We start from the raw sequence: 26,826 nt of genomic DNA, 5'->3' as shown, positions 1-26,826 counted from the left end.
ACTGGCTCATCAGTCTGTTCACGACCCTGGTGGCGTTCCCCAAGACGTTGTTCAAACGTCGTGGCAAGCGCGCGGTCTGGGTCAGTCCTGACCGGGGTATCCGATGAACACCGTCAAATCCACCCGCCGCTTCGATTCGCGGCTGATCCAGAAACCGCGCCAGCAACCGCGCCTGCAGCGCACCGCCTGGGGCTTTGTGACCATCGCCTTCTGGGCGTTCTACTTCTACCTGTGGGCACCGCTGGTCACGCTGATCTCGTGGCTGCTCGGCGGGCGGATGGCGTGGGCGCAGCTGTACGAACAGAAGCAGACGGTCGATCCGTTCGTGGTGATCGCGCTGCCGGTGATGCTGGTGTGCTGCGCGGCGCTGCTGATCGCCTGGGCCGAGTACAACCGCATGCGGTTCACCGGCAAGGAGCGCCGGCTGCCGCATGACGATGTGACCCGCGAGGAGAGGGCGCACGACCTCGGCGCGAGCGTGGCGGTGGCCGCGTCGCTGGCCGATGGCAAGTCGGTGACGCTGCACATGGACGAGCACGCGCGGCCGGTACGGGTCACCGCGGGGGCATTGGCGGTCGCATACCGGTAATCGCGCGGGGGTTGGCCGACCGGTCGTGGGGGGGGCCGGCGGCGGCGCCCGCCCCCTACCCATCCAAACCCCCCCCCCCCCCGCCCCCCCACACCCCACACAGCCAACCCCCCCCGCGCCCGGCGGGCCGGGCGCCCCCCCCCCCCCGCCAAGGGTCGCGCAGCGGCCCCAGCTTTTGACCCACGCTTTTGACCCACGCTTTTGACCTTCGCTTTTGATCTGCGCCAGCGCAGCGAGGCGTGCCCTTGATCTTGATCTGCTTTTGATCTTGATCTACCTGCGACTTCAGGAGGCCGAGCGCAGGTCTTGCGAAGGGAGGTGACGGCCATGGATGGCCGGCAAGCGCTGCGGGCCAGGAGGCCCGTACAGCGCGGTCCTCCCGGGAGCAAGACCGGAGCGAGGGAACCCCGTAGCGCAGCGGAGGGGCCGTATGTAGGAGCAAGCCCTTTTTTGGTTACTTTTTTGGGGCGTTTGCCAAAAAAGTGACTCGCCGTAAGGGCGAAAGGGGCCCGACCTGCCACCACAGCAACCGGATAAGCCCCCACGCGCCAGCAATCTAGTCAGCTAGCACTAACCTTCAACCCCACCAACCCAGTAATGATCAAAGCCACACTAAGCAGCCGAATCAAAGCCATCGACTCCCCAAACAGAATGATCCCGGCAATCACCGTGCCCACTGCTCCCACCCCAGTCCAGATGGCATAAGCAGTCCCCAGCGGCAACTCCTTCATGGCCAACCCCAGCAAGCCAAGGCTGATCACCATTGCCCCCACGGTAAGCACCGTAGGCAACGGCCGGGTAAACCCGTCGGTATATTTCAGGCCCACCGCCCAGCCCACTTCGAACAGGCCGGCGAAAAACAGAATGATCCAGGACATCTGTGAGTCTCCATCGTATTAAGGATGGGGCCGTCCCCAGGCTGATCACGCAGTGCGTGGTGAGGTCGTCCTCACGTGTGCACTATATTGCACAAGTGCATTTACCAAGGCAAGGTCAGTGCGCCTCAGGCCTGACCTCGGCCTGCGTCTCCCCTGGTTCCTGCATACGCCGGAACCAGGTTGAAAGCAGCGCCCCAGAGATGTTGTGCCACACACTGAACAACGCGCTCGGCACCGCCGCCAACGGCGAAAAATGCGCCGCCGCCAGCGCCGCGCCCAGCCCCGAGTTCTGCATGCCCACCTCCAGCGCCAGTGACTTGCGCTGAGCCAGCGGCAACTTGCACAGCTTGCCGGTGAGGTAGCCAAGCAAATAGCCAAAGCTGTTATGCAGAATCACCACCGCCATGATCAACAAACCCGACTCGGCAATCTTCGCCTGGCTCGCCGCAACCACTGCGCAGACAATCATCACGATGCTCACCACCGAAACCAGCGGCAGCACCTGCACTGCAGCCTGCACCCGTGCCCCCAGCAAGCGCTGGGCGAGCACGCCGAGGATGATCGGCAGCATCACCAGCTGCAGAATCGACCAGAACATGTCCATGAACGAAACCGGCAACCAGGCCGAGGCCAGGAACCAGATCAGCGCAGGTGTCAGCAGCGGCGCCAGCAGCGTAGTCACCGCCGCGATCGCCACCGCCAGCGCCAGGTCACCCTTGGACAGCCATACCATCACGTTCGAGGCCGTGCCACTCGGGCAGCAACCGACCAGAATCACACCGACGGCGATCTCTGCCGGGAGATGGAACAGCTGACACAGCAACCAGGCCATGCCCGGCATGATCACAAAATGCGCGACCACACCCAGCGCAACCCGCCAGGGCTGGCGGGCGAGGGCGGCGAAGTCGTCGAGTTTGAGGGTCAGGCCCATGCCGAACATCACCAGCCCAAGCAGCGGCACGATGGCTACCTTCAGGCCGATGAACCATTGCGGCTGCAGGAACGCCAGGCAGGCAAACAGTAATACCCAAAGGGCGAAGGTGTTGCCGACGAAGCGGCCGAGGGCGGCGAGGGCACGCATGGGGCAATCCTTGTTCTTCTATTAAGTAGCCAGTCGATGCAAATGGGGCTGCGCGGGCAACCCCAGGCCGCAATTAGACGCCTTGCGGAATCTCTTCACCACCCAGCGCTTCGAACAGCGCCGGCAGGAATTCCTTGAAGGTCATCATCATCAGCAGGAAGCTCGCATCGAACTGCTGCTGCGCTTCTTCACCGCCGTCCTGCTCGGCCTGCTCTTGCAGCAGTTCTTCGAATTTCAGGCGCTTGATCACGGTCTTGTCGTCGAGCACGAACGACAGCTTGTCCTGCCAGGCCAGGGCCAGCTGGGTGACGACCTTGCCGTTGCCCAGGTGCAGCTGGATCTCGTCGCTTTTCAAGTCCTGACGTTTGCAGCGGACGATACCGCCGTCTTCGTGGGTGTCACGCAGCTCGCACTCGTCCAGGACGTGGAAGTCCTGAGCCGCCTGCGAAGTGACCCACTCGGTCATGGTCGCGCTAGGCGCAGCCTTCACGGTGACCGGACGTACCGGCAGCGAGCCCATGACTTCACGCAGGGTCGACAGCAGGTCTTCGGCGCGCTTGGCGCTGGCTGAGTTGACCAGGATCAGGCCCTGGCGTGGGGCGATGGCGGCAAAGATCATCGAGCGACGAATGAAAGCGCGTGGCAGGAAGGCCTGGATGATCTCGTCCTTGATCTGGTCGCGTTCTTTCTTGTAGACCTTGCGCATCTGCTCGGTCTCGATCTCTTCGATTTTCTCTTTGACCGCGTCGTTGACGACGCTGCTGGGCAGGATGCGTTCTTCCTTGCGCGCGGCAATCAGCAGGTACTCGCCGCTGACATGCACCAGCGGGGCGTCTTCACCCTTGCCGAACGGCGCGACGAAACCATAGGTGGTCAGCTCCTGGCTGGCGCACGGACGGGCCGGCTTGCTGGCCAGGGCAGTTTCCAGTGCCTCAGGCTCGAATGGGACTTCCTGGGTCAGGCGGTAGGTCAGCAGGTTCTTGAACCACATGGGGGTAGATCTCTCCTTAATGCATAAGGCGGGCATTATTCTCCGAGTGGGGCCATGCGGCCAACCCTGTCAGAGGGCCATCAGGCGGTTAATGGTCAATAAAAGCGTGATTGCGCTAGGTCCTTGAAAGGCCTGCAAAATTATTTGAAAAAAGTGCTTGCCAGGGTGGTACGTCCTCCGTAGAATGCGCGCCACACCGAGACGAAGGGTGATTAGCTCAGCCGGGAGAGCATCTGCCTTACAAGCAGAGGGTCGGCGGTTCGATCCCGTCATCACCCACCACTCGATGTATAGCGCAGCGGTAGTTCAGTCGGTTAGAATACCGGCCTGTCACGCCGGGGGTCGCGGGTTCGAGTCCCGTCCGCTGCGCCATATTGAGCTTCAAGGCCCACTGAACACCTTGAAGCGACAGAGAAAGCGACCTTAGGGTCGCTTTTTTTGTTTCTGGCATTGCGTCAGAATGCCTTGTCCGCCGGTCGCGGCCAGCAGGCTGTGCTCCGGCTCTTCATTGCACGCAAGAGACCGACCATGCAGGATGCCAGTACCTCTCCAACGCCCGCCGCTGCGGCGCCCTTGCTCGGTATCGACCTGGGCACCACCAACAGCCTGATCGCCGTATGGCAGGATGGCCAGGCCCACTTGATCGCCAACGCTCTCGGCGACGTACTGACGCCATCGGTGGTCAGCGTCGATGAGGATGGCAGTATTCTGGTCGGCAAAGCCGCCAAAGCCCGCCTGACCACCCACCCGCTGCGCAGCGCAGCTGCCTTCAAGCGGTTTATGGGCAGCGACAAGCGCTTCGAACTTGGCGAGCACCGCTTTACCCCCGAAGAACTGTCGGCGCTGGTGCTGGGTGCCTTGAAGCAGGATGCCGAAGCGTATCTGGGCTGCCCGGTCAGCGAAGCGGTGATCTCGGTGCCGGCCTATTTCAGTGACGAGCAGCGCAAGCGCACGGTGTTTGCCGCAGAGTTGGCCGGGCTCAAGGTGCAGCGGCTGATCAACGAACCAACCGCAGCAGCCATGGCCTACGGCCTGCACGAACAGAAGTTCGAGCGCACACTGGTGTTCGACCTGGGCGGCGGCACCTTCGATGTGACCGTGCTGGAATACGCGCTGCCGCTGATCGAAGTGCATGCCTCCACCGGTGACAACTATCTGGGCGGTGAAGACTTTACCGACGCATTGTTGCTGGCATGCCTGCGCGACTGGGGGCTCAAGCTCGAACAACTCGAGCCACAGGCGCTGGCCAGCCTGCACGACGCCATCGATCAGTTCAAACACGCGCTGGGCGAGGGCCAATGGACCTTGACCTGGCAAGGCGACGGCCAGGCCCGCGAATGGCAGCTCGACGAACTCAAGCTGCAGGGCATCTGGGCGCCGTTGCTGGTGCGGGTGCGCGCACCGATCGAGCAGGCCCTGCGCGATGCGCGCCTGAGCCCCAAGGAGCTCGACAGCCTGGTGCTGGTCGGCGGCGCCACGCGCATGCCGCAGGTGCAGCAGTTGGTGGCCAAGCTGTTTGGCCGGCTGCCGTACCGGCACCTGGACCCAGACACCATCGTCGCCCTCGGCGCCGCCAGCCAGGCGGCTTGCAAGGCACGCGATGCGGCCATCGACGAGCTGATCCTGACCGACGTCTGCCCGTACACCCTGGGTATTGCCTCGCAGCGGGGCGAGCAGAGCGCCGGCGCGTTTTCGCCGATCATCGAGCGCAACACGGTGATCCCCACCTCGCGGGTCGAGCGCTTCTACAGCACTCATCCCGAGCAGAAAACCGTGCGTATCGCGGTGTATCAGGGCGAGCGGCCCTGGGTGCGCGACAATATTCTGGTCGACAGTTTCGAGGTCCCGCTGCAGCCGACCGGGCAGATCCAGTCATTGGATGTGCGTTTCAGCTACGACATCAACGGCTTGCTCGAAGTCGATGTGACCTTCATCGAAACCGGCCTCAAACACAGCCACAGCATCGACCGCAGCCCGACCGGGCTGGATCAGGACGCGCGCCAGGCCAGTCATGAGCGCTTGTCGCGGCTGAAAATTCACCCACGCGACGCCTTGCCCAACCGCACCCTGCTGGCGCGGCTGGAGCGGGCCTGGATGCAGAGCCTGGGCGATGAGCGCGAGCTGATCGGCAGTTGGCTGGATGCCTTCAATGGGGTGTTGGCGGGGCAGCAGGCCAGTGAGATCAGCCGCCAACGCCAGCAATTGAGCCAGGCGCTGGACGAGCTGCGTTACTGAAGTTGACCCGGGCCGCACTGCGGCCCTTTGCCTTGAACAGGGTGACGGCTCAGCCGTTCATCCGGCGCAAGGCGGCCTGCAAGCCACCCTCCAGATCGGCTGCCTTGCCCGGCACTGGCCCATAGCGGTTGGGCAGCTTGTCGCCTGGCAGGCTCAACAGTATCAGCGGCACCACCGGCAGCACCCGGCTGAGCACCACCAGCAGGATCAGCACCGGTACGCCCTGGCCGAGGTCGCGCAGGCGCCGCAGCATGGCGCTGACCATCAGCAGCACCATCGGCGCCGCCATCGCCGGCAGCAAGGTCATCAGGCTGCCGCAGGCGATCACCGCCAACAGATGCAGGCCGAAGCCCTTGCGGTCGAGGCGGCTGTTGAGCTTCCACACCGCCCACATCGGCTCCGCCACCTGCTTGCTGTTGTTGCGCAGCATGCGTTCGGTCCAGCCCAACAGGGCCATGATCGCGCAGCGCAGGCCGGGGTCGAGGTCGACGTTGTCTTTGGCTTTCTGCAACCTACGCAACAACCGCGTTTTCGGCGGTGCGCAGTCATTGAGCAGGCTGTCGAGGGCATCCAGGGCGTCGTTGAACGGGGCGCTGGCCATGCCTTGTTTACGCAATAGCTGCCCGCTTGGATGTGTGCACTTGCCGGCCACCAGGCTGCGACGTAATGGCTCGTACCAATAGTCCTCGATGTACAGCGCCTCTAGGCGATCACGTAGGCGGGTGCGCTGGGCCTCGTCGAGGCTGCGATCGTGATAGAGCACAGCGCAGAACAGCATTTTGCCCAGTGGGTAATCGTCGAGCACTGCCGGTTCGTTTTCCAGGCAGGTCAGCAACTGCGCAGCGGTGGGCAGGCGGCTGCTGTCGAGCGCCGTACGCAGGCTCAGCACGCGGCTGGCGAGCAGGCCTTGCAGCGGTTCGTTGTAATCCAGCGCAGCCAGCACATCGCTGCTGCCATGTGGCCCGGCGATGGCCTGCAACAACGCGCTGTGCAGGGCGGCGAACGGGTGCTCGGCAGGGTAGTGCAGTTGCCCAGGCAGTTGCGGGTCGATCAAGGCCAGCCAGCGGCTTGGCTGGTCGAACAGCGCCAGCATGAACAGCTGCTGACGGTGCCAGGCCCACAGGGATTCGCCTGCTGCCGGCGCTGGTAGCGGCGCGCCATGGGCGGCCAGGGCTTCCTGCGTCTGCAGGGCGAACGGCCGGGTGAACATGCGGCGCATGTCGAACTGGCTGTTGAGTTCATGCAGGGCGTGCTCGGGATACACCCGCATACGCCGCAGCCATTCGCGGCAGATCGGGCGAATGGCATCCTCGTGCAGCGCTTCGGGCAACTGCGCGCGTGGATCATTGGCTGCGCAGAGGTCCACTAGTGCCTGTACCACCGGCGACTGCTCCAGCCAGCGCAACTGCTGCGCCGCTTGCGCCTGCAAGCCTTCCAGGATCAGGTTATCGAGAGTGTCCTCCCGCGCTGGCTCAGCGATTACCAGACGCAGCAGCTCGGCCTCACCGCGTTGCAGGGCCCAGGCCAGCCAGTACAAGCGCTGCAAGTCTGCGTCCGGCTGCTCCTGCAGCAGCCAGGCCAGCAGCGGCAATTCGTCGTCACCGTCCAGGCGCCAGTCGATAAAGGTCGCGGCAATGTCGCCCAGTTCAAGCCGCGCCGCTTCGAGCCAGCGCGACAAAGTCTGCGGGCTCTGCGACGGGCTACCCCAGGCCTGCGCCGGGTCGGCGAGGTCGGCCGGCCAGCTGTCGCGCGGGGTCTGCAGGTCGAACGCCTGGATCAGCAGCGGCAAGCGCTGCGGCTGGTGGCGTGAACAGAGGTTGAGCAGCCAGCGCTCGGCCTGCGGGTGGCGATGTTCGCGCCACAGCCGCAGCCAGCAGTCCAGTGCCTGTTGTTCGGCGCCAAGCGCCTCGGCCTGGCGCGCCAGCAGGTACAGCAGGTCGCCATCGTCGGGCGCCTGTTGCAGTTGCTGCAGCACCTGCGCGTGCAGGGTCTGGCTGCCGATCCCGGCCTGGCAGAACTGAACCAGCAGGCGTTGCAGCAGGGCTTCGTCGTTGGGGAAGGCGAGGCAGGTGTGTGCCTGCACAAACTGCTCGTACTCGAACAGCGGGCGCTGATTGAAACAGTATTCCAGGCTGCGGAAGTACCACAACGTCTCCAGTTGCGCAGCGGGTGGCCAGTCGCGCATCAGGGCGGTATCGAACGGATCGGGTTCGTTCAGGCGCTGGAGAAATGCTTCGACCTCCTGCGGGTCTTGCAGGCGCAGCAACTGTTCAGCCCAACCCAGGCGTTGTGCCAGCAGGCCGGCGCAGCGGTGCGAAATCGGCCCGCAGCTGCGCAGTTCATGCAGCAGCTGCCAGCTCAGTTGTTCCAGTTCGTCCAACGGCAGTTCGTCGAGCTCGACGATGTAGCCCTGCCATGCGGCCGGATCGAAACGCAGGGTGGGCTCTTCCAGCAGCCGGTGAAAACCGCGCAAGGCGGCTGACATCTCGTCGGCTTCGGCTTCGGCTTCGGCTTCGGCTTCGGCTTCGGCTTCGACGACCGGCGCCGCGTCGGCCTCGCTTTCGCGGGCCAGAAGCAGCGCTTGTTCGTAGGCCTCGCGTAGCGCCTGGAAGCCTTGCGGGTCGGTTTCCGGATGATGCGCAGGCAGCAGGCCGCGGTAGGCCTGGCGGATCAGATTGAGATCCTGGGTCGGTTCCAGGCCAAGGCGTATCCAGCAACTCATGACCAGCAGTCCTCTTCCAGCGATGCCGGGCGTTCCGGTTCGGGTAATGGCAAGTCCCAGCTGAGGCTGGCCAGCAGCTCACTGGCACCCAGGCGCAGGTTGAGCAGGATGCAGCGGTTCCAGTGCTCGCTGCCCTGGCGCTCGAGTTCGGCGGCGAGGGCCTGGTCGCTGCTGTCAGAGACGTTCCACAGCGCCTTGCCGAACAGGTAGCCGGCCAGGTAGGCGTCCCAGCTGTTGTAGTAATGGCGGGCACGCAAGGCCAGGCGGTAGTGCAGGTAGAGGCTTTCTTCGGCGGTGATATAGGACTTTTTCAGCCCGGCGCGCAGCAGAAAGCTCATCCGCCCCAGGTCCCAGGCGCGGGTGCCGCCGGGGCCGCAGTCAGGGTAGGTGCGGGCGGCGTACTGGTACTTGATCCGGTCGCGTTCGGGCAGGCGTTCGAGCAGCGCTTGCCACTGGCTGGGCAAACAGCGCTGGAACTGCCAGTAGGCTTCGGACAGTTCGGTGGCGTGGCCGCTGTCAGCCATGCCGAGGATATCCAGCAACTGCGCACGGTTGCTGATGCCCCACCAGCGTTCGAGGTCGCTCTGGTCGTCGCCCTCGTGATAGTCCGGCGCGGTGTAGCTGGCGCCGTTGAGGGCAGCCATCGGTGCGGACAAGGCATGCAGCCAATGCTGCGCGGTTTCTTCCATGACACGGACTCCTGGGCCGGCGCAGAACAGGGGAGGGCGGCCGGCCTTGCGGGTGGCGATTGTAAATAGCGGCCAGCGCGGCGGCAAATGGCCTGCTCGGGATGGCGCTTCAGCTGACCGTTTTTCCGGCCAGACGTTCTTCCTCGCGCAGGGTCAGCACTTCATAACCGTCCGCGGTGACCGCAACGGTGTGCTCCCACTGCGCCGACAGCGCGCCGTCGCGGGTGATCACCGTCCAGCCATCTTTCAGCTCGCGGGTGCCGCGCGCGCCCTGGTTGATCATCGGCTCGATGGTGAAGACCATGCCCGGCTTGAGCTTCATGCCCATGCCGCGTTGGCCGAAGTGGAGGATCTCCGGTTTTTCGTGCATCTGCTGGCCGATGCCGTGGCCGCAGTATTCGCGTACCACGCTGTACCCGGCCGCTTCGGCAGTGCTCTGGATGGCGTGGCCGATGTCACCCAGGGTTGCCCCCGGGCGAACCTGCTCGATGCCGCGCCAGAGCGCGTCATAAGTGGTTTCTACCAACCGCTCGGCTTCAGCACTGATCGCGCCGATGCGGTACATCTTCGACGAGTCGGCGATATAGCCGCCTTGTTCCAGGGTGATGTCGACGTTGACGATCGAGCCTTCTGCGAGTACTTCGTCAGCCTTGGGCATGCCGTGACAGACGACGTGATCGACCGAAGTGTTCAGCGAATAGGGGAAACCGTACTGGCCCTTGCTGGCCGGCCTGGCGCGCAGGGTCTGGACGATGAACGCCTCGGCGTGGTCGTTGATCTGCATGGTCGTTATGCCGGGACGGATAAAACCGTCGAGCTCGGCGAATACCTTGGCCAGCAACTGGCCGGCGCGGCGCATCAGCTCGAGTTGTTCAGGTGTCTTGAGGATGACTTGGGACATTGGCGCTTCTAAGACCTCGCTTGAATCAGGCTGCAGCATATCCCCATGGCCCCCAGCCTTGCCACCGCAGCGCCGTGCCCCAGGATGGGGACGCGTGCACCAACACGAGTCGAACCCCCCCCGCAAGCAATGCATCGGCTTACTCACCACCACCCGTCTTCACCAGCGCCGATCTCCTGTAGGAGCGGCCTTGTGTCGCGAAAGGGCCGCAAAGCGACCCCAAGGTTCACCTCAAAACCCCAGACCTGGCACAGTCCCTGCTACACCCCATCCACAACACGCCCCACTGATCAACGGCGATCAATCAGGGGCCTCACCCAGATGAGAACAGGCAAAGGCGCCTGGAGCTTCGGCTCCAGGCGTTTTTTTTTGTCTTTGCGGCGGCCAACACCGCCAACCCGTGATCGAGGATCGGCTATGCAGGCAACAGCGAACGGCGGACAACTTCAGCGACTGGTCATCGTCGGCAACGGCATGGTCGGCCATCACTGCGTCGAGCAACTGGTCGAGCGCGGCGCGCTGGCGCGCTTCGAGGTACGCGTATTCGGCGAAGAACGTCAGCGCGCCTACGACCGCGTGCACCTTTCAGAGTACTTCGCCGGCAGCGACAGCGAAGCGCTGGCCATGTGCGAGGCGGATTTCTACGATCGCCACGGCGTGCACCTGCACCTTGGTGAGGGCGTGCTCGAGATCGATCGCGAGCGCTGTGAGGTTGTCACCGCCGAGGGCCGCTATGGCTATGACCAGTTGGTCCTGGCCACCGGCTCCTATCCGTTCGTGCCATCGGTCGAAGGTTCCAGCGGCACATCGCGGCTGGTCTATCGAACCCTGGATGACCTCGACGCCATTCGCGCCGCCGCCAGCGGCAGCCGCCGGGGTGTGGTGGTCGGTGGCGGCCTGCTTGGCCTCGAAGCAGCCAACGCCCTGAAGTCGCTGGGCCTGGAAGCACACGTAGTCGAGTTCGCGCCGCGTTTGATGCCGGTGCAGCTCGACAGTGAAGGCGGCGCTGCCTTGAAAGCGCAGATCGAGGCGCTGGGCGTCGGTGTGCATGTGTCACGCGCCACCCAGTCGATCAGCACGGGCAGTGAGTACCGCTACCGGATGAATTTCGACGGTGGCGAATTTCTTGAAACCGACCTGATCGTGTTCTCCGCCGGTATCCGCGCACAGGACGCTCTTGGCCGCGCCTGCGGCCTGGAGATTGGTGCGCGGGGCGGGGTGGCGATCGACCACGATTGCCGCAGCAGCGACCCGCAGATATTTGCCATCGGCGAATGCGCCTCGTGGAACGGCAGCGTGTTCGGCCTGGTCGCGCCCGGTTACAGCATGGCGCGCAACCTTGCTGCACTGTTGCTGGGTGAAACGTCTACCCCGTTCACCGGCGCCGACATGTCGACCAAGCTCAAGCTGCTTGGAGTCGATGTCGGCTCGATCGGCGATGCCCATGGTGCGACTCCCGGTGCACGCAGTTACCGCTTCATCGACGAGGCCAACGCGGCCTATCGCCGGCTGGTGGTCGATGCCAGCGGCAAGCATGTGCTCGGCGCGGTGCTGGTCGGCGACAACAGCTACTACGACACCCTGCTGCAGTACTGCCAGAACGGAATTGCCCTGCCCGCTGACCCGGCCGCGCTGATCCTGCCGCAGGGCGGCGGCGCACCGGCGCTGGGTGCCGATGCCTTGCCCGATACGGCGACCATCTGCTCCTGCCACAATGTAAGCAAGGGCGCGGTCTGTGCGGCCATCGACAGCGGCTGCAGCGACCTCGCCGCCGTCAAGAGCTGCACCAAGGCGGCCAGCGGTTGCGGCGGTTGCGCGGCGCTGCTCAAGCAGGTTTTCGAGCACGAGTTGACCGCCCGCGGCGTCACCGTCGACAAGAGCCTGTGCGAGCACTTCGCCTATACCCGTCAGGAGCTTTACGGGCTGGTCCGGGTCGAGGGCATCCGCACGTTCAACGAGTTGCTCGAGCGTCACGGCAACGGCCATGTCGGCTGTGACATCTGCAAGCCGGCGGTAGGTTCGATCCTGGCCTCGTGCTGGAACCAGCCGATCATGGACGCCGCGCTGGTACCGTTGCAGGACACCAACGACACCTTCATGGCCAACATGCAGAAAAACGGCACCTACTCGGTGGTGCCGCGCATTCCCGGTGGCGAGATAACCCCGGACAAGCTGATCGTGATCGGCCAGGTGGCGAAGAAATACGACCTCTACACCAAGATCACCGGCGGCCAGCGCATCGACCTGTTCGGCGCGCAGTTGCACGAGTTGCCGCTGATCTGGGGCGAGCTGATCGCTGCGGGCTTTGAGACCGGCCACGCCTATGGCAAGTCGACGCGTACGGTCAAATCCTGCGTCGGCAGCACCTGGTGCCGCTACGGCGTGCAGGACAGCGTGGCTATGGCCCTGCGCCTGGAAGACCGCTACAAGGGCCTGCGCTCGCCGCACAAGCTCAAGTTTGCTGTGTCCGGTTGCACCCGCGAATGCGCAGAGGCGCAGAGCAAGGACATCGGCGTGATCGCCACCGACAAGGGCTGGAACCTCTACGTCTGCGGCAACGGCGGCATGCGCCCGCGACACGCCGAGCTGTTCGCCACCGACCTTGATGACGACAGCCTGATCCGCATGATCGACCGCGTGCTGATGTTCTACATCCGCACCGCCGACAAACTGCAGCGCACTTCGGTCTGGCGCGAGGGCCTGGAAGGCGGCCTGGATTACCTCAAGGCAGTGATCCTCGACGACAGCCTGCAGCTTGGCAGCGAGCTCGAAGCGCAGATGCAGCACGTCGTCGATCAATACCAATGCGAGTGGGCCAACGCCCTCAACGACCCTGAGAAGCTCAAGCGCTTCCGCACCTTCGTCAACGATCAGCGCGCTGACCCTGACGTGCACTTTGTGCGTGAACGCGAACAACGCCGGCCGGTGGCCGCGCTGCACCTGATCCCAACCGTCGAGGAGGCCGTCTGATGAGCTCATCCAATGTCGCAGTGGCGCAACAACAGAATTGGCAAACGGTTTGCCAGCGTGGCGATCTGGTCGCCGATTCCGGTGTGGTGGTGTGGGTGGACGGCGAGCAGGTGGCGCTGTTCTACCTGCCTGGCCAGGCTCAGCCGCTGTATGCCGTGGCCAACCGCGACCCGCGTTCGGGCGCCAATATCATCGGACGCGGCCTGATCGGCAGCATCGGTGGCGAGCTGACGGTGGCGGCGCCCTTGTACAAGCAGCACTTCAGCCTGCGCAGCGGGCGCTGCCTGGAAGACCCGCAGCAGGCGCTGCGTACCTGGCCGGTGCGCCTGGCAGGGGAGGCTGTCGAGGTAGCGATGCGCTAAGATGGCGGACCGACGCTGATCGCGGGCAGAGCTGCTCTTACGCATGAATCTCGATACTCGAATCAAGTACCGCCACTTGCTGTGCTTTCTGGAAATCGCCCGCCAGGGCAGCCTGGCGCGTGCGGCTGACGTTCTGGCGATCAGCCAGCCAGCGATTTCCAAGACCCTCAAGGAGCTTGAGCAGTTGCTGGAGACGCGGCTGTTCGAGCGCACTCGGCTGGGCGTCGAGCTGACCACCGCCGGCACCCGCTTTATGCGCTACGCCGGCCCCAGCGTGCAGGCCCTGCGCGATGGCGTGAACAGTGTGCGCGGTGAGGCACGCGCGCCGTCGCAGGTGCGCATTGGCGTGCTCTCGACCGTCGAAGGCCTGCTCATGCCCGAGGCGCTGTGCCGCCTGCATCAGCGCCATCAGGCGTTGCTGATCAGTGTGGTCACTGGGGTCAGTGCGCAGTTACTCGGCCAGTTGCGCCTGGGTGAGCTGGAGCTGGTGGTCGGGCGCATGACCGACAGCCCGCAGATCCAGGGCTTGTCGTTCGAGCATCTGTACAGCGAATCGATGAGCCTGGTGGTGCGTCCGGGCCATCCGCTGCTGGCGCTGCAGCCGCTCGAGCGCAGCCGGGTTGGCGACTATCCGCTGGTGTTGCCTCCGCTCGGCACCACTATTCGCCAACACGCCGACAGCCTGTTCGTGCAGTGCGGCATCCACATGCCGGCGCAACGCCTGGAGACCTTGTCGCTGGCGCTGAGCCGGCGCTATCTGCTGGGCAGCGATGCGGTCTGGGTTGCCCCGCGTGACGCGGTGCTGATCGATCTGGGCCGCGGCGAGCTGGTCGAGCTGGACCTGGGCATCTATGAGCCGGGTGGCTCGGTAGGTATCTGTCGCAATGCCGCGCTGCCGCAGAGCCTGCCGGCGCAGTGGGTGTGCGAGGTGTTGCGGGAGTTGGCTGGGGAATATCGTGATGGGGTTTATCCGTGATGAGTTATATCCGGAATTGCTGGGGGCGCTATGCGCCCCTTTCGCGACACAAGGCCGCTCCTACAGGGGACCGCGTATGCCTTGGTTGCGCGGTCTGTGTAGGAGCGGCCTTGTGTCGCGAATGGGCTGCGCAGCAGCCCCCGACATACTCAAACCAAGCCCAATCCCCCGCCATGAACAACCTTTCACCTACTGAACTTACTGCCCGCAAGCGGCTCCTATGCCGGTAGCCATTGGTAACGACCGCCTGCTAAGCTCGCGGCTTTACCCTGATTGCCCTTATGGCGCATGAACAAGGAACTAGCATGAAACAACATCGTTTGGCGGCTGCGGTTGCCCTGGTAAGTTTGGTTCTGGCGGGCTGCGACGCTCAGACCAGCGACGTCGAGCTGAAAACCCCGGCACAGAAAGCCTCCTACGGTATCGGCCTGAACATGGGCAAGAGCCTGGCTCAGGAAGGCATGGAAGATCTTGATTCGAAAGCAGTCGCCATGGGTATCGATGACGCTGTCAGCAAGAAAGAGCAGCGCATCAAGGATGACGAACTGGTCGAGGCCTTCACCGCGCTGCAAAAGCGTGCCGAAGAGCGCCTGACCAAAGCGAGCGAACAAGCCGCATCGGCTGGCAAGAAGTTCCTCGAAGAAAACGCCAAGAAACAGGGCGTCGTGACCACCGCTTCCGGTCTGCAGTACGAAGTCGTGAAGAAAGCCGATGGCCCACAGCCAAAAGCCTCTGACGTGGTGACCGTTCACTACGAAGGCAAGCTGATCGATGGCAAGGTGTTCGACAGCTCGGTCGAGCGCGGTAGCCCGATCGATCTGCCGGTCAGCGGCGTGATCCCAGGTTGGGTCGAAGGCCTGCAATTGATGCACGTCGGCGAGAAGTACAAGCTGTACATCCCGGCTGAGCTGGCTTACGGCGCACAGAGCCCAAGCCCGCTGATCCCGGCCAACTCGGTACTGGTGTTCGACCTGGAACTGCTGGCGATCAAAGATCCGAGCAAGCTCGAAGGCGCCGAGCCGCCAGCTGAAGCGCCAGCTCAGTAAGCCTTAGCGTGTCTACGACGCCCCGTCTCGACGGGGCGTTGTCGTTTTTGCGGGCACCCAGGCGAACCTCGGCCGGCATTGCTTGTCCGAGTTGGGGTGGCCGAACATGTCTGCCCGATGACGCAAAACGTTTGCGCGACTGTCACGATTGGGTAAAAAACGCCCGATCTAAGCGCGACCCTTGCCCTGTCGGCACGGGGCGGCGGAAACTGTGCCCTGTTCACAAGGTTATCCACAATAAATGTGGATAACCTCATCGCCCGGAGGCCCCATGAGTGCACCCTGGAAGTTCAGCCGATTTCTGCCTCTGGCCGAGCGCCTGCTTAGCCGTGGTAGGTTACCGGCGCTGTTGTTTGCCGTTGCACGCAAAGGCCCAAAACTAGGCCAATTGCGTGAGGATCTGCGCTTGATGCAGAGCCTGTGCCTGGCCTGGTGGCGCGGCGAGTACCGCGCCATCAGCCCGAAGGCGCTGGTGACCATCGTCGCCGGCCTGCTGTACTTCGTCAGCCCGCTGGATGCGATCCCCGACTGGTTGCTGGGGGTCGGTTTTCTCGATGACATCGCCGTGCTCGGCTGGGTATTGAAGACCGTGGCCGACGAACTGGGCCGCTTCAAGGCCTGGCGCGACGCGCAAACGCCGGAGCGTCTGCGCGTGGTAGAGCGCCTGCCAGACACCCCCGAGGCCCTGCGCCTGGAGCGCGGTACGCCTTGAATTCAGCCTGATCTGCACAGACCCTCGCGCTTGGTCATATAATTGGCATAAAGGTTATGCCTACGGGCTACATGCAGTAGTCCTACGTGAGGGGTTGCAATGGAAATTCAGGTCATCAGCCGGGACGATAAGCCCGAATACGCCGTCATTCCCTGGGAGCAGTATCAGGCCTTGCTGGTCGCTGCCGGCCAGGCGCCTGCGTCCAGCCTCGCCAAGGTAGAGCAGACGCCAGCAGGTCCTGCTGCAGCGCCTGCCAGCCTACCGGCAATCACCGAGCTGGCTCGCCTGCGTGAGGCCAAGGGCCTTGCTCCTGAAGCGCTGGCACGCAGCGTCGGTATCAGCCCGGCCTACCTGGCCATGATCGAAGCCGGTGAGCGTGAAGCCGGTGCGCCGATCCTGCGCAGCCTGGCCTGGCACCTGGGCATTGCTGGCTGGAGCGAGCCGTCATGAGCGCCGTCAGGATCAGCCGCCAGCATTGGGACGGGCTGCTCGGCGAGCTGGACATGGCGCGCCGCCAGCGCCACCTGCTGACCTACCGTGCCCTGCTCGAGCGCCTGCAATTGCCAACCCCGGCCATGCAGACGCTGACCGCCGCACTGGAGCATCTGGCCGCCATCGACGCACGCGCCGAACAGCCGCTGCGCAGCTCGCTGGTGATCAGCCAGGGCGCCAGCCGCCTGCCGCGTACCGGCTTTTTCGAATGTGCCGAGCGCCTGGGCAGGTTTACCGGGCCGGTCGATGGCATGGAGGCAGCCTCCTGGCACGCCTCGGAAGTGGCCAGGGTATTCGAGCACCCCTATGCCGAGCCCGGAACAACCCGGTCGGTGTAGGAGCGGCCTTGCCGGGACGCCGGACCGGTCCGAAAGGCGCGCGAAGCGGGCCAGGCGATTTGCGGTGCTGCATAAATCCTGGGGCCGCTTCGCAGCCCTTTCGCGACACAAGGCCGCTCCTACAGGGGTGCGCAGCGCACTGCCGAGCGCCGCGGTCGATAAAAAAAGGGGGACGCCAATGCGTCCCCCTTTTTTGCGACTGGCGTTAGCCGGCGATCACTTCTTGGCTACCGACGAGCTCAGGCTCAGGTAATCAAGCAGGATGCGCCCGGTTTCGGCCAGGTAGGCGTCGTCTTCCGGTTTGGTGTTTTCATCTTCCACCGGCAGCGCGTCTTCGTCTTCTTTCTTCAGTTCCTTGAGCGGCTCTTCACCCTTGGCCTTGCGGCGGATGTTTTCCAGGGCCAGTTGCTTGCCCTCGATTTCATCGTGGCGGGCGCGACGGGTCTGCTCGTTGAGGCTGACGGTCTTCTCGCTCATCAGCTTCTGGCTCAGGGCCAGGCGGTCACGGATGTAGGTGAACTCGGCATCCTTGGCGCTACGGGCGTCGTGACGGGCCTTCAGCTCGGTGAGGAACGGCTTGAACGGGTCCACGGCAGGCTTGATCGCCGGCTTGATGGTGTCCCATGGCATGGCCTCGGGCAGGGCGCTCTCGCCGATTTCCTTGGTGTCGATGATCGACGGGTAGTCGATATCCGGCAGCACGCCCTGATGCTGGGTGCTCTGCCCGGAAACCCGGTAGAACTTGGCCAGGGTCAGTTTCAGCTCACCGTGGTTGAGCGGCTGGATGGTCTGCACGGTGCCTTTGCCGAAGGTCTGGCCGCCGATGATCAAGGCGCGGTGGTAGTCCTGCATGGCGCCGGCAAAAATCTCCGAGGCCGAGGCCGAGAGACGGTTGACCAAGAGCGTCAGCGGGCCTTTGTAGAACGCGCCGCGGTTTTCATCTTCAAGCACATCGACGCGGCCGTCGCTGTTGCGCACCAGCACGGTCGGGCCCTTGTCGATGAACAGGCTGGTCAGCTCGGTGGCTTCCTGCAACGAGCCGCCGCCGTTGTTGCGCAGGTCGATGACCACGCCGTCGACTTTCTCGTTCTGCAGTTCGGTGAGCAGTTTCTTGACGTCGCGCGTGGTGCTCTTGTACTCAGGATCGCCGGCACGGTAGGCCTTGAAATCGAGGTAGAAGGCCGGGATCTCGATGATCCCCAGCTTGTAGTCACGGCCGTCCTGCTTGAGCTTGAGCACCGACTTTTTCGCCGCCTGCTCTTCAAGCTTGACTGCTTCACGGGTGATCGAGACGATCTTGCTGGTCTGGTCGCTCGGCGCATTGCTGGCCGGGATGACTTCAAGACGCACCACCGAACCTTTCGGCCCGCGGATCAGCTTGACCACTTCGTCCAGGCGCCAGCCGACCACGTCGACCATTTCCTTGTTGCCCTGGGCCACACCGATGATCTTGTCGGCCGGGGCGACCTGCTTGGTCTTGGCGGCAGGGCCGGCCGGTACCAGGCGGACGATCTTGACCTGATCGTTGTCGTTCTGCAGCACCGCACCGATGCCTTCGAGCGACAGGCTCATGTTGATGTCGAAGTTTTCGGCGTTGTCCGGCGACAGGTAGTTGGTGTGCGGGTCGTAGGACTGGGCGAAGGTGTTGATGTAAGCCTGGAAGATGTCTTCGGCACGGGTTTGGTCAAGCCGCGCAAGTTGGTTCTTGTAGCGCTTGATCAGGGTTTCCTGAATCTGCTTGAAGTCCTTGCCGGCGATCTTCTGGCGCAGCACTTCATCCTTGACGCGTTTGCGCCAGAGGTCGTCCAGCTCGGCGTCGTTCTTCAGCCATGGCGCGTCTTTGCGATCGACCAGCAGCGACTCGTCAACGGTGAAGTCGATCTTGTCGACGCCCTTGTTGAGTTCGGCCAGGGCAAAGTCCAGGCGGGCTTTGACGCGGTTCAGGTAACGCTTGTAGATGGTGAAGCCCGGATCAAGATTACCGCTCTTGAGGAAATCGTCGAACTGGGTCTTCCACTTGTCGAACTCGGCGATGTCCGAGGCCGTGAAGTAGCTGCGCGATGGATCGAGCAGTTTGATGTAGCTGTCGTAGATGATCACCGAACGGGCGTCATCCAGTGGCGGCTTGCTGTAGTGGTGGCGCTTGAGCAGCTCGACCACATTGAGACTGGCAACCACCTCGTCCCGGTCTGGCTGCAGGCTTTCCCACTTGTTGGCGGCGGCCGCATTGCCGCCAAGCGTCAGGCTGCCAACGCCAATGAGCAGGGCGAGGGCGGTGCTGGGCAGAAAATGCTTCATGCTGATTCGACGTAAAGGCAATTGATCACGCATAGTAGGCCGTCTATTCCGTTCGCCGGTTCCATGGAGCCGGGCAAATACTGCAAAAAGCCCGGGACAAGGCGATCCCGGGCTCAGTCATGACTCAACTATGGAGGCACTGTGAAGGCATTGCAAGGCGTTGACGGACATGTGGAGTGGGTCGAGGCCGAGCGCCCGACCTGTGATGCCGGCCAGGTACGCATCCGCGTAGCCGCGGCAGGCCTGAATCGGGCGGATATGCTCCAGATCGCGGGCAATTACCCTCCGCCGCCGGGCGCCAGCCCGTATCTGGGGCTGGAATGTTCCGGGATTATCAGTGAAGTCGGCCCCGGCACCGACTGGCGCGTCGGCGAGCGCGTCTGTGCGCTGCTGGCGGGTGGTGGCATGGCCGAGGAAGTGGTGGTCGATGCTCGCCACGTGCTGCCGGTGCCCGAGGGCCTGAGCCTGCACGAGGCGGCGGCGATCCCCGAGGTGTATGCCACGGCCTGGCTGAATATCTTCCAGCTCGGCGCGCTCAAACCTGGCGAAAAACTGCTGGTGCATGCCGGCGCCAGTGGCGTCGGCTCGGCGGCGATTCAACTGTGCAAGGCGCTGGGCAATCCGGTCTGGGTCAGCGTCGGCTCGCCAGAGCGGCTGGCCTACTGCGAGGCGCTGGGCGCTGCCGGTGGCGTGGTGCGCAACGCCAACCTCGATAATCTCAAGCAACTGGGCCCGTTCGACGTCATCCTTGACCCGGTTGGCGCCAGCTACGGCCCGCTCAATGTCGAGCTGCTGGCGCGCGACGGGCGCTGGGTGATGATCGGCTTGATGGGCGGGCGCAAGTTCGAACTGGACCTGGCGCAGATTCTCGGCAAGCGCCTGCAGCTGACCGGCTCGACCTTGCGCAATCGCGATGATGACTTCAAGGCCGAACTGCTCAAGGAACTCGGCCAGCAGGTCTGGCCGTTATTCACCGATGGTCGGCTCAAGGCGCAGTTGGTGGATACCTATCCGGTCGCGTTCGCCGAAGCCGCCTACGCAGAGCTTGCGACCAATCAGGTCTCCGGCAAGCTGGTGCTGGTGATCGACGATACTCTGGACTGAGTCAGCCATGCCGGGGCGCAGGCCCCGGCTGTTTCACTTCCAGTCGAGGATCGGCCAGCCATGCTGCTCGGCATGGGCACGCAGGACCGGGTCCGGATTGACCGCCCTGGGATGATCGACCTTGAGCAGCAGCGGCAGGTCATTGCGCGAGTCCGAATAGAAGCTCGCGCCCTCGAGGTTTTCCTGCTCCTGATCGAGCCACTCCAGCAGCCGGGTGATCTTGCCTTCGCGATAGGTCAGCACGCCGTGGGTGTTGCCGGTATACACGCCGTTCACCGCTTCCAGCTCGATCGCCAGGTATTCCTCAACGCCCAAGCGCGCCGCAATCGGCCCGACCAGGTGAGTGCCGGAGGCCGAGATGATCAGCACCCGATCACCTTGCTTGCGGTGCTCGGCAATGCAGCGGCAGGCGTCGCCGTAGATGATCGGCTCGATCACATCTTCAACCCATGGCTCGACCAGGTGCGCCAGCTCCTCCAGCGTGCGCCCGGCAATCGGCTCGAGGCTGAAGGCCATATAGTCTTCCATGGCCATCTCACCCTTGCTGTACGCTTCCATCATCTCGCGGTCACGGCGCAGAAACGACTCGCCATCGACCCAGCCCAGCCGCACCATGTGCTCACTCCACAGCGACGCGCAGTCGCCGTGGATCAAGGTTTCATCCAGATCGAAAATTGCCAAAGCCATCGGTACTTCTCCTGAGCTACTTCTATGCCACTTCGCGTAGCGCCGTTGGGTCGATAGCCAAGGATACCCGTTGACCGTCCGCATGCAGATCCTCTGACGAGCGATTGAGCACGTCAACCACCAGTTCGACCCCGCGCACCTTGACCCGATAGCGGATGACGTTGCCGAGCAGGCTATGGCTGCGCACCTGGCCGTCCAGTTCACCGGTGAGGCTCAGGCTGATCGACTCGGGGCGGATCGCCAGGCGGCTGCTGACCGGGCGTTGCAACAGGCGGCTGGCGCTGTCGGCATCGAGCAGGTTGTAGTTGCCGATAAAGCCTGCGGCAAACAGGTCCACCGGCGCGGTATAGAGGGTTTCGGCGTCGCCACTCTGGACGATCCGGCCCTGGTTCATCAGGAAGATGCGGTCGGACATGGTCAGTGCTTCTTCCTGGTCGTGGGTGACGAAGATCGTAGTCAGCCCCAGCTCGCGCTGAATCGCCCTGATCTGCTCGCGCAGGTGCTTGCGAATACGTGCATCCAGCGCCGACAGCGGCTCATCCAGCAGCAACAGGCGCGGCCTGGTCACCAGTGAACGGGCCAGCGCCACGCGCTGGCACTGGCCGCCGGACAACTGATGCGGATAACGCCCGGCAAAGCTGCCCAGCTCGACCAGCTCGAGCACTTCGCGGACCCGCGTGCGGCTTTCTTCAGCCGGGGTTTTCTGCATGCGCAAACCGAAGGCGACGTTTTGCTCGACGGTCATGTTGGGGAATAGCGCATAGCTCTGAAAGACCATGCCGATGCCGCGTTTTTGCGGGCTCAGCGGCACCAGGTCTTGGCCGTCGAGCAGGATCCGGCCGCTGTCGACCGGAGTAAGGCCGGCAATGCAGCGCAGCAAGGTCGACTTGCCGCAACCCGACGGCCCGAGCAGGGTGACGAATTCGCCGCGCTGGATCTGGCAGTCGATATCGTCGAACACCGGGCTGCCGGCGTAACTCTTTTGCAGTTTCTCTACGCTGACGAAGCTCATCTCAGGGTTTGTCCTTGTTCAAGCGATTGGCCACCCAGGTCAACACCAGGACGAAGGCGAAATAGGAAATCACCAGCGCGCTGTTGAAGTGGCCGCTGCTGTTGCGCATGTTGTTCAGGTACACCTGCAGGGTTTCGTAGCGGGTGCCGACCAGCAGGTTGGCGAACACAAATTCGCCGAACAGGAACGAGAACGACAGCAGCAGCGCCACCATCAGGCCCTTGCGCAGGTTCGGCAGCACCACCAGAAACGCCGCCTGCCAGGTGCTGGCGCCGAGCAGTTGGGCGGCGTCCATCAGGTCGCGCAGGTTGATCGCCTGCAGGTTGTTGGTGATGGCCCGGTACATGAACGGCAGGGCCACGGTGAAGTAGCAGCCGATCAGGATCCACGGCGTGCCGACCATCGCCATCGGCCCGCTGCCATACAGCTGCAACAAGCCCACTGAAGACACCACCGGCGGCACCGCAAACGGCAGCAGGATGAGGATGTTCATCAGCGCATCCAGCCGCGGGAAGTGGTAATGCACCACGAACAACAACGGCAGGATCAGGACCACCGACAACAGCAGCGCGCCGACACACACCAGTAGCGACTGGCCGAAGGCGGCGAGAAAGCGCGGCTCGCTCCACAGTGCGACGTACCATTTGAAGGTCAGGCCGCTAGGCAACAGGCTCGCCGACCAACTGGTCGACAGCGAGTAGAGCAAGGTGCCGGCCAGCGGCAGCAGCAGGATCAGAAACAGCAGGTAGACCACGGCGCGGTGGTACCAGCCGCCAGGGCGGGATTCAGCGCGCATGGTAGCTCCTTTTCAACAGCCATTGATGGACCACCGTGACCAGCGTCATCAGCCCTACCAGCACCATCGCCAGAGCGCTGGCCAGGTTCGGGTCGAGGCTGATGTCTCCCGCCACCAGCGCCGCGATGCGGATCGGCAGCACGTTGAAATTGCCCGTAGTCAGTGCATAAACCGTGGCGTAGGCACCGAGGGCGTTGGCCAGCAGAATCACGAAGGTGCCCAGCAGCGCCGGGGTCAGCACCGGCAGGCCGATGTGCCGCCAGAATTGCCAGTGGCTGGCGCCGAGCAGCGCCGCGGATTCGCGCCAGTCTTCGCGCAGGGCGTCGAACGCCGGGTACAGCAGCAACACGCCGAGCGGGATCTGGAAGTAGGTGTACACCAGGATCAAGCCAGTCTTGGAGTAAATGCTGAAGTCTTCAAGCAGGCCGATCTGCTTCAGCAGCAAGGTCAATGCGCCGTTGAAGCCGAGCAGGATGATGAAGGCGAAGGCCAGCGGCACGCCGGCGAAGTTGCTGGTCATGTTGGCGAAGGCACTGACGAAGTCGCGCAGCTTCGAGTCAACCTGGCGCAGCGAGTAGGCGCCAAGGGTGGCGATGATGATGCCGAACAGGCTCGACCAGAAGCTGATCTCCAGGCTGCGCTGCAAGGCTTGCAGATAGAACTTGGAGGCGAACACCTTGCTGAAGTTGTCCAGGCTCCAGCCGCCCTCGGCCTGCACGCTGTGAATCGCCACCCAGCCCAGCGGCGCGATCTGGAACACCAGAAAGAACAGCGCGAACGGCAGCAGGCAGAGCATGGCCAGGTAGCGCCCGCGGCTGCCGGCCATCACGACAGCAGCTCGCGGCAGACGCTTTTGTCATGCGCCGCACCAAGCAGCTCGCAGATCGTGCCGCACAGCTCGGTCTGCAGCGGCTTGGCATTCTGGTCGAGGCTGAACGCGCTGCCGAAGACGAACAGCGGCACTTCACGCTCCTCGGCCAGCAGGCCATTGTGCGAGCGATCGTTGTTCATGCCATGGTCGGCGGTCACCAGCACCTGGTAACCCTCTTCGAGCCAGCGCGGCAGGTAGTCAGCCAGGAGGATGTCGGCGCCGCGGGCGGCGTTGCGGTACTGGCTGCTGTCGAGGCCATGACGATGGCCGGCATCGTCGATGTTCATCGGGTGCACCAGCAGGAAATTCGGAGCGTGGCGGCGGCGCAGGTACTCGGCGTCGGCCAGCAGGTGCGAGTCGGGGTAGTGATCGGCGTAATAGAACAGCCCATGCTGGATCGGCAGTTTCGGCGCATGGGTGTGGCGGTCGCGCAGCGGGTCGAACGGCGAGCGGTTGTACAGCTCGCTCATCCAGTGATACGCGGCGGCCGCGGTGCCCAGGCCTGCCTCGCGGGCGTAGTGAAACACACTGCGTTGGTTGGACAGGCGGTTGACGTTGTTGTGGACGATGCCGCTTTCCAGCGGTGGTACGCCGGTGAGAATGCACTCGTACAGCGGCCGCGACAGCGACGGCAGCTCGCACTGGACCCGGTACAGCGCAGCGCGGTCAGCTTCGACGTAAGCGTGCAGGTGGCCCATCGCATGGTGGGCCACCTCGTGGTTGAGGCCGTCGAGCAGGACCAGAATGACGTTGTGTTGCATGGAGACTCCCGTTATTACCGCGGTGTACTTTTCGCGGGTGAACCCGCTCCCACAGGGTCATGTGCTCTACCCAAGGCCATGAAGCGCCTGCGCAACCTGTGGGAGCGGGTTTACCCGCGAAAAGGCCGCATCAGGCGCTGGAGAACTAGCCCTTACTCCATCTCGATGATGACCTGCTCCTGCCATTTCTGCGGCAGCGCCTTGGAGGTGGTTTCCCAGGCCGTGGCGTCCTTGATCGGCTGGGCCGGCGCGTACTGCTCGTTGGGCAGCAGCTTGGCCTGTACTTCAGCCGGCAGCTTCAGGTGCTCGGCACGGATCGGCCGCGCGTGGCCGTTGGCCAGGTTGATCTGGCCGGCGTCGCTGAAGATGTATTCGCGGGTCAGTTTGGCCGCATTGGGGTTTTTGGCGTACTTGTTGATGATGGTGGTGTAGCCCGAGGTGATCGAGCCGTCAGACGGGATCAATACTTCGAAACGCTCCGGGTCGATCTGCTGGCGGTAGCTCAGGCCGTTGAAGTCCCAGACCACGCCGACTTCCACTTCGCCTTTTTCCAGGGTCTGGATGGTCGGGTTGGCCAACGACAGGCGTTTTTGCTGAGCGAGCTTGGTGAACAGCTGCAGACCTGGCTCGATATTGTGTTCGTCACCCTTGTAGGCGATGGCGGCGGCGAGCACGCCGTTGGCCGCCTGGGCTGCGGTGCCGACGTCACCGATGGCAACCTTGTACTTGCCCTTCTCGAGGTCGTGCCAGGTTTTTGGCCGCTCATCCTCTTTGACCAACTGTTTGTTGATGATGAAGGCAATGGTGCCGGTGTAGGCCAGCGCCCAATGGCCATCCTTGTCCTTGGCCCAGGTCGGCACCTGATCCCAGGTGCTTGGCTTGTACGGCTGGCTCACACCCTTGGCTAAGGCGATCGGGCCGAAGGCTGCACCGACGTCGCCGATGTCGGCACTGGCGTTGTCTTTTTCCGACTCGAACTTGGCGATTTCCTGCGCCGAGCTCATGTCGGTGTCCATATGCTTGAGGCCGTACTTGCTGGCCAGGTCGTCCCAGGTGGCCTTCCAGTTGGCCCACGCATCGGGCATGCCCACGCTGTTCACCGCGCCTTCCTTGCGGGCCGCATCTTCCAGTGTCTTGAGGTCGTCGGCGGCCATTGCCGAGGTGCACAGGGCGATGGCCGAACCGAGCAATGACGCCATGAAAAACTGTTTCATCCGAAGCTCCTTGGGTGGGAATGCCTTGCAGTCGATATGAGGATGCAAACCGCGCGTTTGACGATGTGTGGTCTAGGTCAGCAAACCTTGCGCCAAGGTAGGCTGCCAGCGTGACAGTTTGATGTAGGTCAGCGCCTTGGCCGGCCTATCGAGATGCCTGAAAATACAGCGTAGACCAGATACCAGGCCCTGATCCGCCTGGCCTGATGCATTTTCGCCGACGCTCCCAAGTGCTCCTGTAACCGGATGTTCATGGCCTGTGCCTAGGCTTGCACTATTCTCCAGTTGCCCTGTTGTGGGGCTGGACTAGTCCAGATAGGTAAACTTTGATGCAAGCGACGCCAGCGCGCGCGGTAACAGTCATCTGTCATGCCCTACAGGAGCAGATCGAACACGGCCTGCTGGCGCCGGGCGGCAAACTGCCGGCCGAGCGCAAGCTCAGCGAGGTCTTCGCCACCACGCGAATCACCCTGCGCGAGGCGCTGCTGCAGCTGGAGGCACAGGGCTTGATCTACCGCGAAGAGCGCCGTGGCTGGTTCGTTGCGCCGCAGCGGCTGAGCTATGACCTGATCGCCCGCAGCCACTTCCACGCGATGGTTCGCGAGCAGGGGCGGGTGCCCGCCACCGAGCTGCTATCGGCGCGCCTGCAGCCGGCCTCGGCGGCGATCTGCGCGCGCCTACGCCTGCCGGGGTTGTCCAGCGTGGTGCAGATATGCCGGGTCCGGCGGATTGACGGTCGCGCGGTGCTGTATACCGAGCACTACTTGGCGCCGGCGTACTTCCCGCAGATTCTCGAGCACGACCTCAGCCAGTCGCTGACCGAGATCTACGCTCGCGAGTATCAGATCGAATATGGCCGGGTCAGCTTCGAGATCCTGCCCACCGCGCTGCCCCTGGCTGCCGCCAGCGCGCTGAAGATCTCGGCGGGCAGCCCGGGCTTGCAGGTAACCCGGGTCAACTGCGATCAGCAGGGACATCTGATCGACTGCGACCTGGAGTACTGGCGCCATGATGCAGTGCGGATCAGGGCGGAGGCGGGGTAGTTGGTTTCCATGCAGAGCTGCATGCTGGAAGACACCTTACGGTGCCTCCCAAAAGATT

General features: G+C 63.6%; 24 protein-coding genes and 2 tRNA genes. 13 read left to right on the top strand and 13 right to left on the bottom strand.

Annotated elements, in window-relative coordinates; genetic code table 11:
- The first annotated feature begins 103 nt into the window (after positions 1-103).
- Positions 104-589, top strand: coding sequence for a poly-beta-1,6-N-acetyl-D-glucosamine biosynthesis protein PgaD (gene pgaD, locus ACQZ2L_RS23660; RefSeq protein WP_430328105.1), 486 nt, complete (start codon positions 104-106; stop codon positions 587-589).
- Between the two features lie 560 nt (positions 590-1,149).
- Here pgaD and sugE read toward each other — a convergent pair.
- The 3 genes from sugE to rdgC all read right to left on the bottom strand — a co-directional run bounded on the left by sugE (position 1,150) and on the right by rdgC (position 3,539).
- A complete protein-coding gene (gene sugE / locus ACQZ2L_RS23655; RefSeq protein ID WP_101321713.1) occupies positions 1,150-1,467 on the bottom strand; it encodes a quaternary ammonium compound efflux SMR transporter SugE in 318 nt (105 codons plus the stop codon).
- A gap of 115 nt (positions 1,468-1,582) precedes the next feature.
- On the bottom strand, positions 1,583-2,548 hold the full coding sequence (locus tag ACQZ2L_RS23650) for a bile acid:sodium symporter family protein (protein WP_430328104.1): 966 nt from the start codon (positions 2,546-2,548) through the stop codon (positions 1,583-1,585).
- Positions 2,549-2,621: 73 nt separating this feature from the next.
- A complete protein-coding gene (rdgC, locus tag ACQZ2L_RS23645; RefSeq protein WP_430328103.1) occupies positions 2,622-3,539 on the bottom strand; it encodes a recombination-associated protein RdgC in 918 nt (305 codons plus the stop codon).
- 206 nt (positions 3,540-3,745) lie between these two features.
- Here rdgC and ACQZ2L_RS23640 point away from each other — a divergent pair.
- From ACQZ2L_RS23640 to ACQZ2L_RS23630, 3 genes are all read left to right on the top strand, one after another.
- Positions 3,746-3,821, top strand: a tRNA-Val gene (locus tag ACQZ2L_RS23640).
- Positions 3,822-3,834: 13 nt separating this feature from the next.
- A tRNA-Asp gene (locus ACQZ2L_RS23635) sits at positions 3,835-3,911 on the top strand.
- A 156-nt stretch (positions 3,912-4,067) separates the two neighbouring features.
- Positions 4,068-5,774 (top strand): Hsp70 family protein, encoded by a 1,707-nt coding sequence (locus tag ACQZ2L_RS23630; protein WP_430328102.1) that lies wholly within the window; start codon positions 4,068-4,070, stop codon positions 5,772-5,774.
- A gap of 49 nt (positions 5,775-5,823) precedes the next feature.
- Here ACQZ2L_RS23630 and ACQZ2L_RS23625 read toward each other — a convergent pair whose 3' ends face one another.
- The 3 genes from ACQZ2L_RS23625 to map all read right to left on the bottom strand — a co-directional run bounded on the left by ACQZ2L_RS23625 (position 5,824) and on the right by map (position 10,086).
- A complete protein-coding gene (locus ACQZ2L_RS23625) occupies positions 5,824-8,496 on the bottom strand; it encodes a molecular chaperone DnaJ (protein WP_430328101.1) in 2,673 nt (890 codons plus the stop codon).
- Positions 8,493-9,185, bottom strand: a complete 693-nt coding sequence (locus ACQZ2L_RS23620; RefSeq protein ID WP_430328099.1) for a DUF1266 domain-containing protein — start codon at positions 9,183-9,185, stop codon at positions 8,493-8,495. Before ACQZ2L_RS23620 ends, ACQZ2L_RS23625 begins: the two co-directional genes overlap by 4 nt.
- Before the next feature lie 109 nt (positions 9,186-9,294).
- Positions 9,295-10,086 carry a type I methionyl aminopeptidase gene (gene map, locus ACQZ2L_RS23615; protein ID WP_430328098.1) on the bottom strand — a complete coding sequence of 264 codons (792 nt, stop codon included), beginning with the start codon at positions 10,084-10,086 and terminating at the stop codon, positions 9,295-9,297.
- A 417-nt stretch (positions 10,087-10,503) separates the two neighbouring features.
- Here map and nirB point away from each other — a divergent pair, with 417 nt between their 5' ends.
- The 7 genes from nirB (at position 10,504) to ACQZ2L_RS23580 (ending at position 16,982) form a co-directional block, all read left to right on the top strand.
- The gene (gene nirB, locus ACQZ2L_RS23610; protein ID WP_430328097.1) at positions 10,504-13,056 is read left to right on the top strand and encodes a nitrite reductase large subunit NirB; all 2,553 of its coding nucleotides are present in this window, start codon (positions 10,504-10,506) and stop codon (positions 13,054-13,056) included.
- Positions 13,056-13,418: a nitrite reductase small subunit NirD gene (gene nirD, locus ACQZ2L_RS23605; protein WP_430328096.1), complete on the top strand. Its 363-nt coding sequence runs from the start codon at positions 13,056-13,058 to the stop codon at positions 13,416-13,418. The genes nirB and nirD overlap by 1 nt, the downstream gene beginning before the upstream one ends.
- A 43-nt stretch (positions 13,419-13,461) precedes the next feature.
- Positions 13,462-14,394: a pca operon transcription factor PcaQ gene (pcaQ, locus tag ACQZ2L_RS23600; RefSeq protein WP_430328095.1), complete on the top strand. Its 933-nt coding sequence runs from the start codon at positions 13,462-13,464 to the stop codon at positions 14,392-14,394.
- A 305-nt stretch (positions 14,395-14,699) separates the two neighbouring features.
- Positions 14,700-15,440, top strand: coding sequence for an FKBP-type peptidyl-prolyl cis-trans isomerase (locus ACQZ2L_RS23595; protein ID WP_430328094.1), 741 nt, complete (start codon positions 14,700-14,702; stop codon positions 15,438-15,440).
- A gap of 271 nt (positions 15,441-15,711) precedes the next feature.
- The gene (locus tag ACQZ2L_RS23590) at positions 15,712-16,152 is read left to right on the top strand and encodes a YkvA family protein (RefSeq protein WP_430328093.1); all 441 of its coding nucleotides are present in this window, start codon (positions 15,712-15,714) and stop codon (positions 16,150-16,152) included.
- 99 nt (positions 16,153-16,251) lie between these two features.
- Positions 16,252-16,602: a helix-turn-helix domain-containing protein gene (locus ACQZ2L_RS23585; protein ID WP_430328092.1), complete on the top strand. Its 351-nt coding sequence runs from the start codon at positions 16,252-16,254 to the stop codon at positions 16,600-16,602.
- Positions 16,599-16,982: a hypothetical protein gene (locus ACQZ2L_RS23580; RefSeq protein ID WP_430328091.1), complete on the top strand. Its 384-nt coding sequence runs from the start codon at positions 16,599-16,601 to the stop codon at positions 16,980-16,982. The genes ACQZ2L_RS23585 and ACQZ2L_RS23580 overlap by 4 nt, the downstream gene beginning before the upstream one ends.
- Before the next feature lie 216 nt (positions 16,983-17,198).
- On the opposite strand, the gene ACQZ2L_RS23575 is transcribed toward ACQZ2L_RS23580, so the two are convergent.
- Positions 17,199-19,280, bottom strand: a complete 2,082-nt coding sequence (locus tag ACQZ2L_RS23575) for a carboxy terminal-processing peptidase (RefSeq protein WP_430328090.1) — start codon at positions 19,278-19,280, stop codon at positions 17,199-17,201.
- A 141-nt stretch (positions 19,281-19,421) separates the two neighbouring features.
- Here ACQZ2L_RS23575 and ACQZ2L_RS23570 point away from each other — a divergent pair, with 141 nt between their 5' ends.
- The gene (locus tag ACQZ2L_RS23570) at positions 19,422-20,384 is read left to right on the top strand and encodes an NAD(P)H-quinone oxidoreductase (protein ID WP_430328089.1); all 963 of its coding nucleotides are present in this window, start codon (positions 19,422-19,424) and stop codon (positions 20,382-20,384) included.
- A gap of 33 nt (positions 20,385-20,417) precedes the next feature.
- Here the strand turns inward: ACQZ2L_RS23570 and ACQZ2L_RS23565 are convergent, their stop codons facing one another.
- The 6 genes from ACQZ2L_RS23565 to ACQZ2L_RS23540 all read right to left on the bottom strand — a co-directional run bounded on the left by ACQZ2L_RS23565 (position 20,418) and on the right by ACQZ2L_RS23540 (position 25,725).
- Positions 20,418-21,071, bottom strand: a complete 654-nt coding sequence (locus ACQZ2L_RS23565) for an HAD family hydrolase (RefSeq protein ID WP_430328088.1) — start codon at positions 21,069-21,071, stop codon at positions 20,418-20,420.
- Between the two features lie 22 nt (positions 21,072-21,093).
- Positions 21,094-22,083: an ABC transporter ATP-binding protein gene (locus ACQZ2L_RS23560; RefSeq protein WP_430328087.1), complete on the bottom strand. Its 990-nt coding sequence runs from the start codon at positions 22,081-22,083 to the stop codon at positions 21,094-21,096.
- A gap of 1 nt (position 22,084) precedes the next feature.
- Complete coding sequence (locus ACQZ2L_RS23555; RefSeq protein ID WP_101321696.1) at positions 22,085-22,879, bottom strand: ABC transporter permease; 795 nt, start codon at positions 22,877-22,879, stop codon at positions 22,085-22,087.
- Entirely contained in the window at positions 22,869-23,705 is an 837-nt protein-coding gene (locus tag ACQZ2L_RS23550; protein ID WP_430328086.1) for an ABC transporter permease, read from the bottom strand. Before ACQZ2L_RS23550 ends, ACQZ2L_RS23555 begins: the two co-directional genes overlap by 11 nt.
- Positions 23,705-24,511 carry an alkaline phosphatase family protein gene (locus tag ACQZ2L_RS23545; protein ID WP_101321694.1) on the bottom strand — a complete coding sequence of 269 codons (807 nt, stop codon included), beginning with the start codon at positions 24,509-24,511 and terminating at the stop codon, positions 23,705-23,707. Before ACQZ2L_RS23545 ends, ACQZ2L_RS23550 begins: the two co-directional genes overlap by 1 nt.
- 152 nt (positions 24,512-24,663) lie before the next feature.
- Complete coding sequence (locus ACQZ2L_RS23540; RefSeq protein WP_430328085.1) at positions 24,664-25,725, bottom strand: ABC transporter substrate-binding protein; 1,062 nt, start codon at positions 25,723-25,725, stop codon at positions 24,664-24,666.
- A 329-nt stretch (positions 25,726-26,054) separates the two neighbouring features.
- Between ACQZ2L_RS23540 and ACQZ2L_RS23535 the strand changes: the two genes are divergently transcribed.
- Complete coding sequence (locus ACQZ2L_RS23535) at positions 26,055-26,768, top strand: UTRA domain-containing protein (protein ID WP_430328084.1); 714 nt, start codon at positions 26,055-26,057, stop codon at positions 26,766-26,768.
- The last annotated feature ends 58 nt before the right edge of the window (positions 26,769-26,826 follow it).

The organism is Pseudomonas shirazensis, from assembly GCF_050496565.1.
Taxonomy (GTDB): Bacteria; Pseudomonadota; Gammaproteobacteria; order Pseudomonadales; family Pseudomonadaceae; genus Aquipseudomonas; species Aquipseudomonas shirazensis_A.
Note: the sequence above shows the minus strand (reverse complement) of the source record. Positions and strands in the feature narration are given on the sequence as shown.